Raw genomic sequence first — 15,273 nt, 5'->3', positions numbered from 1 at the left:
TTTATGTTTTGATATAAAAATAACCCCGTAATCATAAATTAACGGGGTTATTCCTAAGTGATATATAATATTATTCTACGGTAACAGACTTCGCCAGATTTCGCGGCTGATCAACGTCGGTGCCTTTGATCAGCGCGACGTGATAAGCCAGCAGTTGCAGCGGAACGGTATAGAAGATCGGCGCAATCACCTCTTCCACATGCGGCATCTCGATGATGTGCATGTTGTCGCTGCTGGCGAAACCGGCATCTTTATCCGCAAAGACGTACAGAACACCACCACGGGCGCGCACTTCTTCGATGTTAGATTTCAGTTTTTCCAGCAGTTCGTTGTTCGGTGCCACCACGATAACCGGCATATCCGCGTCGATCAGCGCCAGCGGGCCATGTTTCAGTTCACCTGCCGCGTAAGCTTCAGCGTGAATGTAAGAGATCTCTTTCAGCTTCAGTGCGCCTTCCAGCGCAATCGGATACTGATCGCCACGCCCCAGGAACAGGGAGTGATGTTTGTCAGAGAAATCTTCCGCCAGCGCCTCAATGCGTTTGTCCTGAGACAGCATCTGCTCGATACGGCTCGGCAGCGCCTGAAGGCCATGCACAATGTCGTGTTCAACGGAGGCATCCAGACCTTTCAGACGCGCCAGTTTCGCCACCAGCATCAGCAGAACGGTTAACTGAGTGGTAAACGCCTTGGTGGAAGCCACGCCAATTTCAGTACCGGCTTTGGTCATCAGCGCCAGATCGGATTCACGTACCAGCGAAGAGCCCGGCACGTTACAGATGGCCAGCGAGCCCAGGTAACCCAACTCTTTAGACAGACGCAGCGCCGCCAGGGTATCAGCCGTTTCGCCAGACTGAGAAAGGGTGATCATCAGGCTGTTACGACGCACCGCAGATTTGCGGTAGCGGAACTCAGACGCGATTTCCACATCACACGGCACGCCCGCCAGGGATTCAAACCAGTAGCGCGAGACCATACCGGAGTTATAAGAGGTACCGCAGGCCACGATCTGAATGTGCTCGACTTTGCCCAGCAGTTCGTTGGCATTGGCGCCCAGCTCGCTCAGATCCACTTCGCCGTGGCTGATGCGCCCGGTAAGGGTGTTTTTGATGGCGTTTGGCTGTTCGTAGATCTCTTTCTGCATGTAGTGACGGTAAGCACCTTTGTCGCCCGCGTCGTATTGCAGGTTTGATTCGATCTCCTGACGCTTAACCTGCTCGCCTTTCGTGTCGAATACGGTCACGCTGCGACGTGTCACCTCGGCAATGTCTCCCTCTTCCAGGAAGATAAAGCGACGGGTAACCGGCAGCAGCGCCAACTGGTCGGAAGCGATAAAGTTTTCACCCATACCCAGACCAATCACCATCGGACTACCGGAACGCGCGGCCAGCAGCGTGGACGGGTCGCGGGAATCCATGATCACCGTACCGTAAGCACCACGCAGCTGAGGGATAGCGCGCAGCACCGCATCACGCAGTGTACCGCCCTTTGCCAGCTCCCAGTGCACCAGGTGAGCAATCACTTCGGTGTCGGTTTCAGAGACGAAGGTATAGCCGCGCGCTTTCAGTTCTTCACGCAGCGGTTCGTGGTTTTCGATAATGCCGTTATGCACCACCACAATGTGTTCAGACACATGCGGGTGTGCGTTGCCTTCAGATGGCTCACCGTGGGTCGCCCAGCGGGTATGTGCAATACCGGTGCCACCGTGCAGCGGATGTTCTTCCGCAGCCTGGGCCAGCATCTGCACTTTACCGAGACGACGCATACGGGTCATATGACCTTCTGCATCGACCACAGCCAGACCGGCTGAGTCGTAACCACGGTATTCCAGACGACGTAAACCTTCGAGAAGGATTTCAGCAATATCACGCTGCGCAACTGCGCCAACAATTCCACACATAGTTAGATTTCCTGATTATGGCGTTATGCCATGCGTTGTCGCTGACCTGTATTTGCCCTTTCCGGGCGCCCCGAGCCTTGTAGAGAGTGGGGTTATTTTTATGGGTACTGCTTGTGGGGGGAGATATATATTTATCTCCTCACCCGGGTTTGCCTGATGACGGCTACGCCTTATCAGGCCTACTCAATCGTAGGGCGGGTAAGCATAGCGCCACCCGCCTTGTTGTTACTTCTTCTTCACCGGGCGTTTCCAGCCCTGCTTGCTGACCTGCGGCACACGGCTTAACACCAGCTCGTTCTCGGCCACATCGCGCGTAACGGTTGTCCCGGCGGCAATGGTCACGCCTTTGCCCACGGTGACAGGCGCCACCAGCTGGGTATCGGAGCCTACAAACACATCATCACCGATGATGGTTTTAAACTTATTGGCACCGTCATAGTTACAGGTGATGGTTCCAGCACCGATGTTTACGTTGTCGCCAATTTCCGCATCGCCCAGATAGGTCAGATGACCGGCTTTCGAGCCCTTACCCAGACGCGCTTTTTTCATTTCCACAAAGTTACCTACGTGAGCGCCTTCCAGCAGCTCAGCGCCCGGGCGCAGACGCGCAAACGGGCCGATGGTACATGCCGCCTCAAGATGGGCATCTTCCACCACGCTGTACGGGCTGATTTCGCAGTCGTCACCGATCACGCTGTTTTTAATCACGCAGCCAGTGCCGATTTTGACGCGGTTGCCCAGCGTGACGTTACCTTCCAGGATAACGTTAGTATCTATTTCAACGTCGCGCCCGTGGGTCAGCGTGCCACGCAGATCGAAACGCGCCGGATCGCGCAGCATAACGCCCGCGAGCAACAGCTTTTCTGCCTGCTCGGACTGGTAAATACGCTCCAGGCGAGAAAGCTGGAGACGGTTGTTTACCCCGTCCGTTTCGCTGATGCGAGCCGGGTGAACGGCGGCAATCTCACGCCCTTCCTGGTACGCCATCGCAATGATGTCGGTGATGTAGTATTCACCCTGCGCGTTGTTATTGTTGAGTCTGGACAGCCAGCGCTTCATATCCGCACCGTTCGCAATCAGGATGCCAGTGTTGATCTCCTGAATCTGGCGCTGTTCGTCAGTGGCATCTTTATGCTCAACAATCCCGGTTACCTTGCCGTTTTCACGCGTAATGCGGCCATAGCCGGTTGGATCGTCCAGCACGACGGTCAACAAACCGATGCCGCCCTGCGGTTTGGCTTCACGTAGGCGAGTGAGGGTTTCAACGGAGATCAGCGGGACGTCGCCGTAGAGCATCAGGATATCTTCATCATCAGAGAAGAAGGGTGCAGCCTGCTGCATCGCATGGCCTGTACCCAACTGTTCTGCCTGTAGCACCCAGTTGAGATTGTCATCACGCAGCGTTTTTTTCAGCAGGTCGCCGCCATGTCCATAAACCAGATGCACCTGGCTGGCGCCCAATTCATTCGCTGCATCAATAACATGCTGAACCATTGGCTTTCCTGCCAGCGTGTGGAGCACCTTAGGCAGATCGGAATACATGCGGGTACCTTTGCCTGCGGCAAGGATCACCACGCTCATCGCACTGTTTAACATACGCATCCTGACGGTAGTTTGTGTGAGAAGTAAAAACGTTTGATGCTTAAAATTCTACATCTTTTTCATCATGAATTAAGGCCGAAAAAAAAAGCCAGCCTGGGATCCAGACTGGCTTTTGTGCTTTTCAAGCCGGTGTTACATCGCTTTTTTGGTCAACTCGATAACGCGCAGTTTCGCGATCGCTTTGGCCAGCTCCGCAGACGCCTGAGCGTAATCCACGTCACCATGAGAGCTGCTAATGTGCTCTTCAGCCTTACGCTTCGATTCCAGGGCTCGCGCTTCGTCGAGATCCTGGCCACGAATAGCGGTATCGGCCAGAACGGTCACACTGCCTGGCTGCACTTCAAGAATGCCGCCGGACAGATAGATAAACTCTTCATGACCGAACTGTTTAACGATGCGGATCATACCAGGCTTAATGGCGGTGAGCAGCGGTGCGTGACCCGGGAAAATACCCAGTTCACCTTCACTACCCGTTACCTGGATTTTCTCGACCAGACCAGAGAACATTTGTTGCTCTGCGCTGACGACGTCCAGGTGGTAAGTCATTGCCATATCACCCTCCGATTAAGGCGTTAAAGTTTTTTGGCTTTTTCCACGGCTTCTTCGATGGAACCAACCATGTAGAACGCCTGCTCTGGCAGGTGATCGTATTCGCCTTCCATGATGCCTTTAAAGCCACGGATGGTGTCTTTCAGGGAAACGTATTTACCAGGTGCACCGGTGAATACTTCCGCAACGAAGAACGGCTGGGACAGGAAGCGCTGGATCTTACGCGCACGTGCTACCACCAGTTTGTCTTCTTCAGACAGTTCATCCATACCCAGGATGGCGATGATGTCTTTCAGTTCCTGATAACGTTGCAGCAGGGACTGTACGCCACGCGCGGTGTCGTAGTGCTCCTGGCCAACAACCAGTGGATCCAGCTGACGGCTGGTGGAGTCCAGCGGGTCAACGGCCGGGTAGATACCCAGAGACGCGATCTGACGGCTCAGTACCACGGTTGCATCTAAGTGAGCAAAGGTGGTGGCTGGGGATGGGTCAGTCAAGTCATCCGCAGGTACGTATACCGCCTGAACGGAGGTGATAGAACCGGTTTTGGTAGAGGTGATACGTTCCTGAAGAACACCCATCTCTTCCGCAAGCGTAGGCTGATAACCTACCGCTGAAGGCATACGACCCAGCAGTGCAGATACTTCAGTACCGGCCAGGGTGTAACGGTAGATGTTATCAACGAACAGCAGAACGTCACGACCTTCGTCACGGAACTTCTCAGCCATGGTCAGGCCGGTCAGCGCAACGCGCAGACGGTTTCCTGGTGGCTCGTTCATCTGGCCGTAAACCAGGGATACTTTATCCAGAACGTTGGAGTCGGTCATTTCGTGGTAGAAGTCGTTACCCTCACGAGTACGTTCACCCACGCCCGCAAACACGGAGTAACCGGAGTGCTCGATCGCGATGTTACGGATCAGCTCCATCATGTTTACGGTTTTACCTACACCCGCACCACCGAACAGACCGACTTTACCGCCCTTCGCGAACGGACACATCAGGTCGATAACTTTGATGCCGGTTTCCAGCAGTTCCTGAGAGCTGGACAGCTCTTCGTAGGAAGGTGCCGCGCGGTGGATAGCCCAACGCTCTTCTTCACCGATGTCGCCTTTCATGTCGATTGGCTGACCCAATACGTTCATGATACGACCCAGTGTTGCTTTACCTACCGGGACTTCGATCGGGTGCTCAAGGTCTTTTACTTCCAGACCACGACGCAGACCGTCGGAAGAACCCATGGCGATGGTACGCACGATACCGCCGCCGAGCTGCTGCTGAACTTCCAGCACCAGGCTCTCGTTACCATTCTGTACCTCAAGCGCGTCGTACACGCGTGGTACGGCGTCCTGAGGGAACTCGACGTCCACCACGGCGCCGATTACCTGGACAATCTTTCCAGTAGCCATCTTGAATCCTCTACGTAATTCGTAAACCTGGTTAAACCGCGGCGGCCCCCGAGACGATCTCGGTGAGTTCCTGAGTAATGCTGGCCTGACGAGCTTTGTTGTAAACCAACTGCAGCTCTTTAATCAGGCTGCCGCCATTATCGGTCGCGGCTTTCATCGCCACCATTCGTGCGGCCTGCTCGCTGGCCAGGTTTTCTACAACGCCCTGATAAACCTGAGATTCAACGTAACGACGCAGCAGGGTATCCAGCAGCGGTTTCGGATCGGGTTCATACAGGTAATCCCAGGCTTTCTGTTTCAGCTCGTCATCTTCTGATGCCGGTAACGGCAGCATCTGAGTGAGCGTAGGCACCTGAGACATGGTGTTAATAAATTTGTTGCTGACAACGTACAGTCTGTCCAGACGGCCTTCATCGTAGGCCTGCAACATCACTTTAACCGGGCCGATCAGTTCGGACAGGGACGGGTTATCACCCATACCGGTCACCTGAGCGACAATGTTGCCGCCAACGGAGTTAAAGAAAGAGACGCCTTTAGAGCCAATCAGTGCCAGATCGCACTGAACGCCTTTATCGGACCAGCCTTTCATATCCGCCAGCAGTTTTTTGAACAGGTTAATGTTCAAGCCGCCACACAGACCACGGTCAGTCGACACCACCAGGTAGCCCACGCGCTTAACGTCGCGTTCTTCCAGGTAAGGGTGCTTATATTCCAGATTACCGTTCGCAAGGTGACCAATCACTTTGCGCATGGTCTCTGCATAAGGACGGCTGGCCGCCATGCGATCCTGCGATTTACGCATTTTGGAAGCGGCGACCATCTCCATCGCTTTAGTGATCTTTTGCGTGTTCTGGACGCTTGCGATCTTACTACGTATCTCTTTTGCGCCGGCCATGAGCTTCTCCTCAATGCCAGACGGCTTGTCCTGAGACAAGCCGCCGGACGATTACCAGGATTGGGTTGCTTTGAAGGAATCGAGGATAGCTTTCAGCTTGCCTTCGATTTCGTCGTTATAGCCACCGGTCTGGTTGATCTCTTGCATCAGCGGAGCGTGATCACGGTCGACGTAAGCCAGCAGAGCGGCTTCGAAGCTACCGATTTTCGCCAGTTCCACATCTTCGAGGTAACCGCGTTCAGCCGCGAACAGTACCAGGCCCTGCTGAGCAACAGACATTGGCGCGTACTGTTTCTGCTTCAGCAGCTCGGTCACTTTCTGACCGTGGCTCAGCTGTTTACGGGTTGCTTCGTCCAGATCGGATGCGAACTGAGAGAACGCAGCCAGTTCACGATACTGTGCCAGCGCGGTACGGATACCACCGGACAGTTTCTTGATGATCTTGGTCTGAGCAGCACCACCCACACGGGATACGGAGATACCCGGGTTAACCGCCGGACGAATACCGGAGTTAAACAGGTTGGTTTCCAGGAAGATCTGACCATCGGTAATGGAGATTACGTTGGTCGGAACGAACGCAGAAACGTCACCCGCCTGGGTTTCAATGATCGGCAGAGCGGTCAGAGAACCTGTTTTACCCTTCACTTCACCTTTGGTGAAGTTCTCGACGTATTCCGCGTTAACGCGGGAAGCACGCTCCAGCAGACGAGAGTGGAGGTAGAATACGTCGCCCGGGAATGCTTCACGTCCTGGTGGACGACGGAGCAGCAGGGAAACCTGACGATAAGCAACGGCCTGTTTAGACAGGTCATCGTATACGATCAGCGCATCTTCACCGCGGTCACGGAAGTATTCGCCCATTGCGCAACCGGCGTATGGCGCCAGGTATTGCAGTGCAGCAGATTCAGACGCGGTTGCTACCACAACGATGGTGTTAGACAGTGCGCCGTGCTCTTCCAGTTTACGAACCACGTTGGAAATGGTGGACGCTTTCTGGCCGATAGCCACGTACACACATTTGATGCCGGAGTCACGCTGGTTGATGATGGCGTCGATAGCCATCGCGGTTTTACCGGTCTGACGGTCACCGATGATCAGTTCACGCTGACCACGACCGATTGGGATCATGGCGTCAACGGACTTATAACCCGTCTGCACTGGCTGATCAACGGACTGACGGTCGATAACGCCTGGTGCGATAACTTCGATTGGGGAGAAGCCATCGTGCTCAACCGGACCTTTACCGTCGATTGGCGCACCCAGGGTGTTAACAACGCGACCCAGCAGGCCACGGCCAACCGGTACTTCCAGAATACGGCCAGTACACTTAACCTTCATGCCTTCGGCAAGGTCAGCGTATGGACCCATCACAACGGCACCTACGGAGTCGCGCTCCAGGTTCAGTGCGATAGCGTAACGGTTACCCGGCAGGGAAATCATCTCACCCTGCATACAATCGGCCAGGCCGTGGATGCGGATAACACCGTCACTTACAGAAACAATAGTACCTTCGTTGTGAGCTTCACTCACAACATTGAACTGAGCAATGCGCTGCTTGATCAGTTCGCTGATTTCGGTGGAATTCAGTTGCATGCTCCAGTCCCCTTAAGACTGCAAGACGTCTGCAAGGCGCTCAAGACGGCCGCGTACGCTGCCATCAATGACCATATCACCCGAGCGGATGATTACGCCTGCCATTACAGACTTATCGATTTTGCAATTCAGCTTAACTTTGCGTGACAGACGTTTTTCCATCGCGGCGGTGATTTTCGCAAGCTGTTCGTTACTCAGTTCAGTCGCAGAAGTTACTTCAACTTCAGCGGTAGCTTCACTAAGGGCACGTAAGTGCTCAAACTGCTCGAGAACATCCGGGAGCACACGGAGACGACCATTTTCCGCCATCACCTTAATCAGGTTCTGGCCGTTGGCATCCAGTTGCTCTCCGCACACGGCGATAAACGACGCGGCGAGGGTTTCAGGCGCTAACGCACCAGAAAGCAACTCGGCCATTTGTTCGTTTTTCGTCACCTCAGCGGCAAACGCCAGCATATTCTGCCAGCGATCGACATTTTGGTGTTCGACAGCAAAGTCAAAAGCTGCTTTGGCGTAGGGGCGAGCTACCGTAACAAATTCAGACATCAGCCCCTCCCTCCTTACAGTTCAGCGACAAGTTTGTCCACGATGTCGCTGTTAGCAGCTTCATCCACGGAACGTTCGATGATCTTCTCGGCGCCAGCAACAGCCAGAATCGCAACCTGCTTACGCAGTTCTTCACGAGCACGTTTACGCTCAGCTTCAATTTCAGCCTGAGCCTGTGTCACGATCTTAGTACGTTCCTGTTCTGCTTCAGCTTTGGCTTCGTCCAGGATCTGAGAACGGCGTTTGTTAGCCTGTTCAATGATTACCTGAGCTTCAGCTTTCGCTTTTTTCAGCTGGTCTGTCGCGTTGGCCTGTGCAAGGTCCAAATCTTTCTTAGCGCGTTCTGCGGAAGCCAGACCGTCAGCAATTTCTTTCTGACGTTTTTCGATGGCAGCCATTAAAGGCGGCCATACATACTTCATGCAGAACCAGACAAAGAGAATAAACGCGATGGCCTGGCCGAGGATTGTTGCGTTCATGTTCACAGCACAATACCTCTTAAATTTCTGTGGCTTGGGGTTTTAAAACAACTACTACGCGACAGCAAACATCACGTACAGACCCAGACCTACAGCGATCATTGGGATTGCATCCACCAGACCCATAACGATAAAGAACTGAGTACGCAGCAGAGGAATCAGATCAGGTTGACGCGCTGCGCCTTCCAGGAATTTGCCCCCGAGGATGCCGATACCGATCGCAGCACCGATAGCCGCCAGACCCATCATCACAGCGGCAGCCATGTACAGCAGATCCATATTCAGGTTTTCCATGACAGTCTCCAGTTTGTTTCAATTAAAACGTAGTAGTGTTGGTAAAAAATCAGTGCTCTTCAGACGCCATCGACAGATAGACGATCGTCAGAACCATGAAGATAAAGGCTTGCAGCGTAATGATCAGGATGTGGAAAATGGCCCATGGCACATTCAGAATCCACTGTGACCACCACGGCAGAAGACCCGCGATCAGAATGAAAATCAGCTCACCCGCATACATGTTGCCGAACAGTCGCAGACCCAGTGAAACAGGTTTGGACAGCAGGCTAACGCCTTCCAGGATCAGGTTGACCGGAATAAACGCCCAGTGGTTGAACGGCTGCAAGGTAAGCTCTTTCACAAAGCCGCTTACGCCTTTCATTTTGATGCTGTAGAACAGAATGAGGATAAATACGCCCAGCGCCATCGACAGGGTGATGTTCACGTCGGCAGACGGAACCACGCGCAGTGCAGGCAGGCCGAGTACGTGCTCACCGATCCAAGGTAAGAAATCGATAGGCAGGAGGTCCATCAGGTTCATCAGGAAGACCCAAACGAACACGGTCAGGGCCAGCGGAGCAATCAGTTTGCTCTTACCATGGTACATGTCTTTCACGCTGCCATGGACGAAGCCGATGATCATCTCGATGAACGTCTGGAATTTCCCTGGAACACCGCTGGTCGCCTTTTTAGCAACGCTGCGGAACATGGCCAGGAACAGAAGACCCAAAACCACCGAGAAGAACATGGAGTCGATGTTGATCGTCCAGAAGGTGGCCGGGGGGTTATGTGGATCCACCAGCGAGAATGTACGCAGGTCCAGCTGAAGGTTATTCAGATGGTGACCTATGTAATCCTGCGGCGTCATATTTTCTGAAGCCATGATGCCTTTTACCCTTTGTTATTGATTACAGCTGGAGCCAGAACTTGTACCACCAGCACCAAAACCCACGTTGCTATCAGCGGCATGAATACCACTTTCAAAACCGCCAGCGCCATCACCAGTAGAGCAAAGGTCAGCAACACCTTACACACTTCGCCGAGAGCGAAGGACCAGGCCACGCGGCCTTTGGCGGGTGTATGCGCCTGATGACGCCAGGCAAAAATCATAAACAACACGTTTGGCAGAACCACCGCCAAACCTCCGCACGCGGCGGAGATGCCCCAGAAGGGGTCTTTGAGGCTAAACAGCAGTCCACTTGCTATCACAGCCAGAAACTGAATGAACAGAAGCTTACGAGCAACGTTTCTACTCAAGAGCGACACAGACATCACGTTTTTACTCCTGCTCCCTTCGAGGTATGCCGCGTGTCGTATAAAACGTCCTTTAAGGCTCAGAGTCAAGCATCAAAAAGCGGTCAAATTATACGGTGCGTACCCGTGATTTCAAACATTAAGTAGCGAAAAGGTGAATAAATGTTTAAATATTTTTCCCCAGTCCTATTTTTCAACTTTTGACCTAAGTGCCGACCTTCAGGCAAAACTGCAAACAGCGCGGAAACGTTGGTGATAAAGCGTGCACGAGATCACAAAATACACATTTGCGATAAAGTGGTATTTATCAAAGACGTAAAACGATTTATTTCATCTGTATGAAATTAAAGCAAAAAAATCGCAACTATTTTTAAAACAGAGCCGTATACAACAAAAACCTTTTATTGACATTCTTAATAAATATTTAACATTCCATTCTTGTTGCCTTTACCCACTTTTAGCAGGCTGATATTTTCATGGTTGATTATCCTCAGAGTGAACAACTCACTTCAGGTTAACCATAAGAAAACCCATGGTAACAACAAGGTTAAATTAACAACGGCCAAAACAGACGGGATGTGCTGCTTTTTAACACGATCAGAACAGCACAAATTCCACATTTTTTATTAATTTTTAAAAAGTGTTTGGCTTAATTATCACCAGATGACGCTCACCTTCGAGCTGAGGGATCTGAAGTTTCTCAATGGATTCGACAGCAAAACCGTCCGGAAGCTGCTCGATTTCGTCCCCCGGAAGTTGCCCTTTCAGCGCATAAAAACGCCCCTTCTCCGCCGGCAGGTGTTTGCACCAGCTCACCATGTCATTGAGTGACGCAAATGCGCGGCTGATAACGCCGTCAAACGGTGGCTCAGCCGGGAACTCCTCTACCCTGCTCTGCACGGGCGTGATGTTTTCCAGCTTCAGCTCATGCTGGACCTGGCGTAAAAAGCGTACGCGCTTACCCAGGCTGTCCAGCAGCGTGAATTGACTCTCCGGTCGAACAATAGACAACGGAACGCCCGGCAAGCCCGGGCCGGTGCCCACGTCGATAAAACGTTCCCCGTTCAGATATGGCGCCACGACGATGCTATCGAGAATATGGCGAATCAGCATCTCGTTGGGATCGCGTACGGAGGTGAGGTTGTACGCTTTATTCCATTTGTTCAGCATATCGACATAGGCCACCAGCTGATTTTTCTGGTGATCGGTGAGCGAAATACCTGCCTGTTCCAGCAGACGAGAGAGTTTATTGAGCACGGTGGATACCTGTTGAGAAACTTAAGTGGCGGGTGGCGCTTCGCTAACCCGCCCTACGGGTTCAGTAGGCCCGGTAAGCGCAGCGCCACCGGGCAATTTTCAGAGCATTACGCGCTGCGGCGCAGCATACCCTGCTTTTTCAGCCACACCAGCAGAATCGAAATCGCAGCAGGTGTGACGCCGGAGATACGTGAGGCCTGGCCAATCGACACAGGTTTGTGATCGTTCAGCTTAGCGATCACTTCGTTGGAAAGGCCCGTCACCTGACGATAGTCCAGCATTTCCGGCAGCAGCGTGTTTTCGTTGCGCTGCTGTTTTTCGATCTCATCCTGCTGACGCGCGATGTAGCCTTCGTATTTCACCTGGATCTCGACCTGTTCAGCCGCTTCCGCGTCTTCAAGGCCCGGCGCGAACGCGGTCAGTTTGACCAGATTCTCGTAAGTGACTTCAGGACGACGCAGCAGATCTTCCCCGCTGGCTTCGCGCGACAGCGGTGCTGTTAAGTGAGCGTTTACTTCGGCAGCGGTTTCCGCCTGCGGATTCACCCAGGTGGTTTTCAGGCGCTGACGTTCCTGTTCGATACGCTCCAGCTTCTCGTTGAAGCGCGCCCAGCGTTCGTCATCCACCAGACCCAATTCACGGCCCACCTCAGTCAGACGCAGATCGGCATTGTCTTCGCGCAGCATCAGGCGATATTCCGCACGAGAAGTAAACATGCGGTACGGTTCTTTGGTCCCCAGCGTGCAGAGATCGTCGACCAGAACGCCCAGGTAAGCCTGAGAACGCGCCGGTGCCCAGCCCTCTTTCTCGGCAGAGAAGCGAGCGGCGTTCAGACCGGCCAGCAACCCTTGTGCGGCAGCTTCTTCGTACCCGGTGGTACCGTTAATCTGGCCTGCGAAGAACAGACCCTGGATGAATTTGCTTTCCAGCGTCGGCTTCAGGTCGCGCGGATCGAAGAAATCGTACTCAATAGCGTAGCCAGGACGAACGATCTTCGCGTTTTCCATGCCCTGCATTGAACGCACAATCTGCATCTGCACGTCGAACGGCAGGCTGGTGGAGATGCCGTTTGGATAAATTTCGTTAGAGGTCAGCCCTTCAGGTTCGAGGAAGATCTGGTGCTGGTTACGATCGGCAAATCGCATCACTTTGTCTTCGATCGACGGGCAATAACGTGGGCCGATCCCTTCGATCACACCGGCGTACATTGGGCTGCGATCGAGGTTATTGCGGATCACGTCATGGGTTTTTTCATTGGTGTGCGTGATGTAGCACGGCACCTGCTGCGGATGCTGAGCCGCATTGCCCATGAACGAGAACACCGGCATCGGATTATCACCGTGCTGTTGCGCCAGCACGCTGAAATCAATGGTGCGCGCGTCAATACGCGGCGGTGTACCGGTTTTCAGGCGGCTGACGCGCAGCGGCAGTTCACGCAGACGACGTGAAAGTGGGATAGACGGCGGATCGCCAGCACGGCCACCGCTGTAGTTATCCAGGCCGATATGAATTTTTCCGTCCAGGAATGTCCCGACGGTCAGCACAACCGCTTTTGCGCGGAACTTGAGCCCCATCTGGGTTACGGCACCCACGACGCGATCGTTCTCGACGATAAGATCTTCAACTGCCTGCTGGAAGATCATCAGGTTCGGCTGGTTCTCCAGCGCGGTGCGCACAGCCTGACGGTAAAGCACGCGGTCTGCCTGTGCGCGGGTCGCACGAACAGCAGGCCCTTTACTCGCGTTTAGTATCCTAAACTGGATGCCTGCATGATCGATCGCTTTCGCCATCAGGCCGCCAAGTGCATCCACTTCTTTTACCAGGTGTCCTTTCCCAATGCCGCCAATCGCCGGATTACAGGACATTTGTCCCAGCGTGTCGATATTGTGTGTCAAAAGCAGGGTCTGCTGACCCATTCGCGCTGCGGCCATTGCGGCCTCAGTGCCTGCGTGACCCCCGCCAATGATGATGACGTCAAAAGGATCCTGATAAAACATGGTGGTCTGCCTCGCGTAAAGCGGTATGAAAATGGATTGAAGCCCGGGCCGTGGATTCTACTCAACTTTAGTCTTTCGAGAAAGCATTGGGATCCTGGGCTATTAAAAAGAAGATCTTTTTATTTAGAGATCTGTTCTATTGTGATCTCTTATTAGGATCGCAGACCTCTGTGGATAAGTCCGATCCCATAAATAAGATCATGCAGTTAGGAAGGATCGTTTGCTGTGAATGATCGGTGATCCTGGACCGTATAAGCTGGGATCAGATCGCCACTTTATACACAGGTCAAAAACTAAACCAACGTTGTTCTTTGGATAACTACGGCTTAATACGAGCTTTTAACCAGAGTTATCCACATCTGATCGCACGATCTTTAATCGTTTTTGAGTAAATTTTTCCATTCCGCGAGCCAGATCTCGGCTGGATCTTCGGGAATATCATGATCGAGGATGTTGATCTTTAGCGTTTCACCCAGCTGTTTTGCTCCGCAGGCGGTCACCGCAGCTTCTACTTTCTCTATGGCGCCACAGAAAGTGTCATATTCACGGCTGCCGATCCCCACAGCGCCAAACCGGACGTTTGACAGATCGGGCTGTTGTTCCAGCAGTTCGTCATATAAAGGTTGCAGGTTATCCGGCAGATCGCCCGCGCCGTGCGTGGAGGTGATCAGCAGCCAGACCCCGTCAGTCGGGAGATCTTCCAGCAGCGGTCCGTGCAGCGTTTGTGTAGAAAAGCCCGCATCTTCCAGCTTCTCAGCCAGATGTTCCGCTACATATTCCGCACCGCCCAGGGTGCTGCCGCTGATAAGAGTAATGTCCGCCATTGATCGCTCGCTCAGATAAAGAGGCGGCCATTGTACGCTGTGAACGAGCTGGGATCTACCTGTGGAAAATGTGGGAATGAAATTGCCCGATCACGGGCGGATAGTACGCATGATCGGGTTTTGCAGGGAGATCAGGGTTTCAGTGGACTGAATTTCATCGATTGTTTGGATCTTGTTGATAAGTACCTGCTGGAGGGCGTCAATGGATCGGCACATCACCTTTATAAAGATGCTGTAGTGCCCGGTGGTGTAGTACGCCTCGGTGACTTCATCCAGCGCGTTCAGTTTCTCCAGCGCGGAGGGGTAATCTTTGGCGCTTTTCAGAATAATGCCAATGAAGCAGCAGACGTCGTAGCCAAGTTGCTTCGGGCTGACATCAATGCGTGCGCCGGTGATGATCCCGGCCTGCTTCATTTTCTCGACGCGAACGTGAATGGTCCCCGGGCTGACGCCAAATTGTTTCGCCAGTTCGGCATACGCGGTGCGTGCGTTGGCCATTAGCGCTTCCAGAATGCCGCGGTCCAGATTGTCGATCTGATAATTTTCCATAGGTTTTTCTTATGAAGATTAATGATTCCCTCTATTCTAGCGTCTTATTTTAACGAATCAAAAGTGAAGGCGGCTTTTTGTTGATGGGTTATTGAATTAAGCGCCTGTTCTGTTGCTTAATCAGTATCAACAGGACGCAGGAGTAT

15 protein-coding genes are annotated in these 15,273 nt (G+C 53.0%); all 15 read right to left on the bottom strand.

All coding sequences use genetic code 11. The features are described 5' to 3' along the window. Positions 1 to 70 precede the first annotated feature (70 nt). Positions 71 to 1,900, bottom strand: coding sequence for a glutamine--fructose-6-phosphate transaminase (isomerizing) (gene glmS / locus FZF21_RS22025; protein ID WP_047737219.1), 1,830 nt, complete (start codon positions 1,898 to 1,900; stop codon positions 71 to 73). A gap of 225 nt (positions 1,901 to 2,125) precedes the next feature. Next, entirely contained in the window at positions 2,126 to 3,496 is a 1,371-nt protein-coding gene (gene glmU, locus FZF21_RS22020; protein WP_017383707.1) for a bifunctional UDP-N-acetylglucosamine diphosphorylase/glucosamine-1-phosphate N-acetyltransferase GlmU, read from the bottom strand. A gap of 138 nt (positions 3,497 to 3,634) precedes the next feature. Next, positions 3,635 to 4,054, bottom strand: coding sequence for a F0F1 ATP synthase subunit epsilon (locus tag FZF21_RS22015; RefSeq protein WP_006177560.1), 420 nt, complete (start codon positions 4,052 to 4,054; stop codon positions 3,635 to 3,637). A 20-nt stretch (positions 4,055 to 4,074) separates the two neighbouring features. Then, positions 4,075 to 5,457, bottom strand: a complete 1,383-nt coding sequence (gene atpD, locus FZF21_RS22010; RefSeq protein ID WP_015570150.1) for a F0F1 ATP synthase subunit beta — start codon at positions 5,455 to 5,457, stop codon at positions 4,075 to 4,077. Between the two features lie 31 nt (positions 5,458 to 5,488). Then, positions 5,489 to 6,352: a F0F1 ATP synthase subunit gamma gene (atpG, locus tag FZF21_RS22005; RefSeq protein ID WP_003862364.1), complete on the bottom strand. Its 864-nt coding sequence runs from the start codon at positions 6,350 to 6,352 to the stop codon at positions 5,489 to 5,491. Positions 6,353 to 6,403: 51 nt separating this feature from the next. Further along, complete coding sequence (gene atpA / locus FZF21_RS22000; RefSeq protein ID WP_003862367.1) at positions 6,404 to 7,945, bottom strand: F0F1 ATP synthase subunit alpha; 1,542 nt, start codon at positions 7,943 to 7,945, stop codon at positions 6,404 to 6,406. A gap of 12 nt (positions 7,946 to 7,957) precedes the next feature. Then, positions 7,958 to 8,491 carry a F0F1 ATP synthase subunit delta gene (atpH, locus tag FZF21_RS21995; protein ID WP_015570151.1) on the bottom strand — a complete coding sequence of 178 codons (534 nt, stop codon included), beginning with the start codon at positions 8,489 to 8,491 and terminating at the stop codon, positions 7,958 to 7,960. A 14-nt stretch (positions 8,492 to 8,505) separates the two neighbouring features. Next, positions 8,506 to 8,976: a F0F1 ATP synthase subunit B gene (atpF, locus tag FZF21_RS21990; protein WP_003862370.1), complete on the bottom strand. Its 471-nt coding sequence runs from the start codon at positions 8,974 to 8,976 to the stop codon at positions 8,506 to 8,508. A gap of 48 nt (positions 8,977 to 9,024) precedes the next feature. Then, the gene (gene atpE, locus FZF21_RS21985; RefSeq protein WP_000429386.1) at positions 9,025 to 9,264 is read right to left on the bottom strand and encodes a F0F1 ATP synthase subunit C; all 240 of its coding nucleotides are present in this window, start codon (positions 9,262 to 9,264) and stop codon (positions 9,025 to 9,027) included. A 49-nt stretch (positions 9,265 to 9,313) separates the two neighbouring features. Continuing rightward, positions 9,314 to 10,129 carry a F0F1 ATP synthase subunit A gene (gene atpB, locus FZF21_RS21980; protein WP_003862373.1) on the bottom strand — a complete coding sequence of 272 codons (816 nt, stop codon included), beginning with the start codon at positions 10,127 to 10,129 and terminating at the stop codon, positions 9,314 to 9,316. Between the two features lie 8 nt (positions 10,130 to 10,137). Continuing rightward, positions 10,138 to 10,518: a F0F1 ATP synthase subunit I gene (gene atpI, locus FZF21_RS21975; protein ID WP_003862375.1), complete on the bottom strand. Its 381-nt coding sequence runs from the start codon at positions 10,516 to 10,518 to the stop codon at positions 10,138 to 10,140. A gap of 615 nt (positions 10,519 to 11,133) precedes the next feature. Continuing rightward, positions 11,134 to 11,757, bottom strand: a complete 624-nt coding sequence (rsmG, locus tag FZF21_RS21970) for a 16S rRNA (guanine(527)-N(7))-methyltransferase RsmG (RefSeq protein ID WP_017694037.1) — start codon at positions 11,755 to 11,757, stop codon at positions 11,134 to 11,136. Positions 11,758 to 11,864: 107 nt separating this feature from the next. Then, on the bottom strand, positions 11,865 to 13,754 hold the full coding sequence (gene mnmG / locus FZF21_RS21965; RefSeq protein ID WP_003862379.1) for a tRNA uridine-5-carboxymethylaminomethyl(34) synthesis enzyme MnmG: 1,890 nt from the start codon (positions 13,752 to 13,754) through the stop codon (positions 11,865 to 11,867). A gap of 374 nt (positions 13,755 to 14,128) precedes the next feature. Further along, complete coding sequence (gene mioC / locus FZF21_RS21960) at positions 14,129 to 14,578, bottom strand: FMN-binding protein MioC (RefSeq protein WP_003862381.1); 450 nt, start codon at positions 14,576 to 14,578, stop codon at positions 14,129 to 14,131. Positions 14,579 to 14,668: 90 nt separating this feature from the next. Then, on the bottom strand, positions 14,669 to 15,127 hold the full coding sequence (gene asnC / locus FZF21_RS21955; RefSeq protein ID WP_003862383.1) for a transcriptional regulator AsnC: 459 nt from the start codon (positions 15,125 to 15,127) through the stop codon (positions 14,669 to 14,671). Positions 15,128 to 15,273: the final 146 nt, after the last annotated feature.

This window comes from Enterobacter sp. LU1 (genome assembly GCF_008271405.2).
Classification (GTDB): Bacteria; Pseudomonadota; Gammaproteobacteria; order Enterobacterales; family Enterobacteriaceae; genus Enterobacter; species Enterobacter hormaechei_C.
The sequence above is the reverse complement of the archived record's forward strand: the minus strand, read 5'-3'. Positions and strand labels throughout refer to the sequence as shown.

What these genes read in the sequence shown, in the direction of transcription:
- FZF21_RS22015 (WP_006177560.1), bottom strand. Translation starts at nt 4,054, where the DNA reads ATGGCAATGACTTACCACCTGGACGTCGTCAGCGCAGAGCAACAAATG.
- glmS (WP_047737219.1), bottom strand. Translation starts at nt 1,900, where the DNA reads ATGTGTGGAATTGTTGGCGCAGTTGCGCAGCGTGATATTGCTGAAATC.
- atpH (WP_015570151.1), bottom strand. Translation starts at nt 8,491, where the DNA reads ATGTCTGAATTTGTTACGGTAGCTCGCCCCTACGCCAAAGCAGCTTTT.
- atpI (WP_003862375.1), bottom strand. Translation starts at nt 10,518, where the DNA reads ATGTCTGTGTCGCTCTTGAGTAGAAACGTTGCTCGTAAGCTTCTGTTC.
- glmU (WP_017383707.1), bottom strand. Translation starts at nt 3,496, where the DNA reads ATGTTAAACAGTGCGATGAGCGTGGTGATCCTTGCCGCAGGCAAAGGT.
- mnmG (WP_003862379.1), bottom strand. Translation starts at nt 13,754, where the DNA reads ATGTTTTATCAGGATCCTTTTGACGTCATCATCATTGGCGGGGGTCAC.
- atpB (WP_003862373.1), bottom strand. Translation starts at nt 10,129, where the DNA reads ATGGCTTCAGAAAATATGACGCCGCAGGATTACATAGGTCACCATCTG.
- mioC (WP_003862381.1), bottom strand. Translation starts at nt 14,578, where the DNA reads ATGGCGGACATTACTCTTATCAGCGGCAGCACCCTGGGCGGTGCGGAA.
- atpA (WP_003862367.1), bottom strand. Translation starts at nt 7,945, where the DNA reads ATGCAACTGAATTCCACCGAAATCAGCGAACTGATCAAGCAGCGCATT.
- asnC (WP_003862383.1), bottom strand. Translation starts at nt 15,127, where the DNA reads ATGGAAAATTATCAGATCGACAATCTGGACCGCGGCATTCTGGAAGCG.
- atpD (WP_015570150.1), bottom strand. Translation starts at nt 5,457, where the DNA reads ATGGCTACTGGAAAGATTGTCCAGGTAATCGGCGCCGTGGTGGACGTC.
- atpE (WP_000429386.1), bottom strand. Translation starts at nt 9,264, where the DNA reads ATGGAAAACCTGAATATGGATCTGCTGTACATGGCTGCCGCTGTGATG.
- atpG (WP_003862364.1), bottom strand. Translation starts at nt 6,352, where the DNA reads ATGGCCGGCGCAAAAGAGATACGTAGTAAGATCGCAAGCGTCCAGAAC.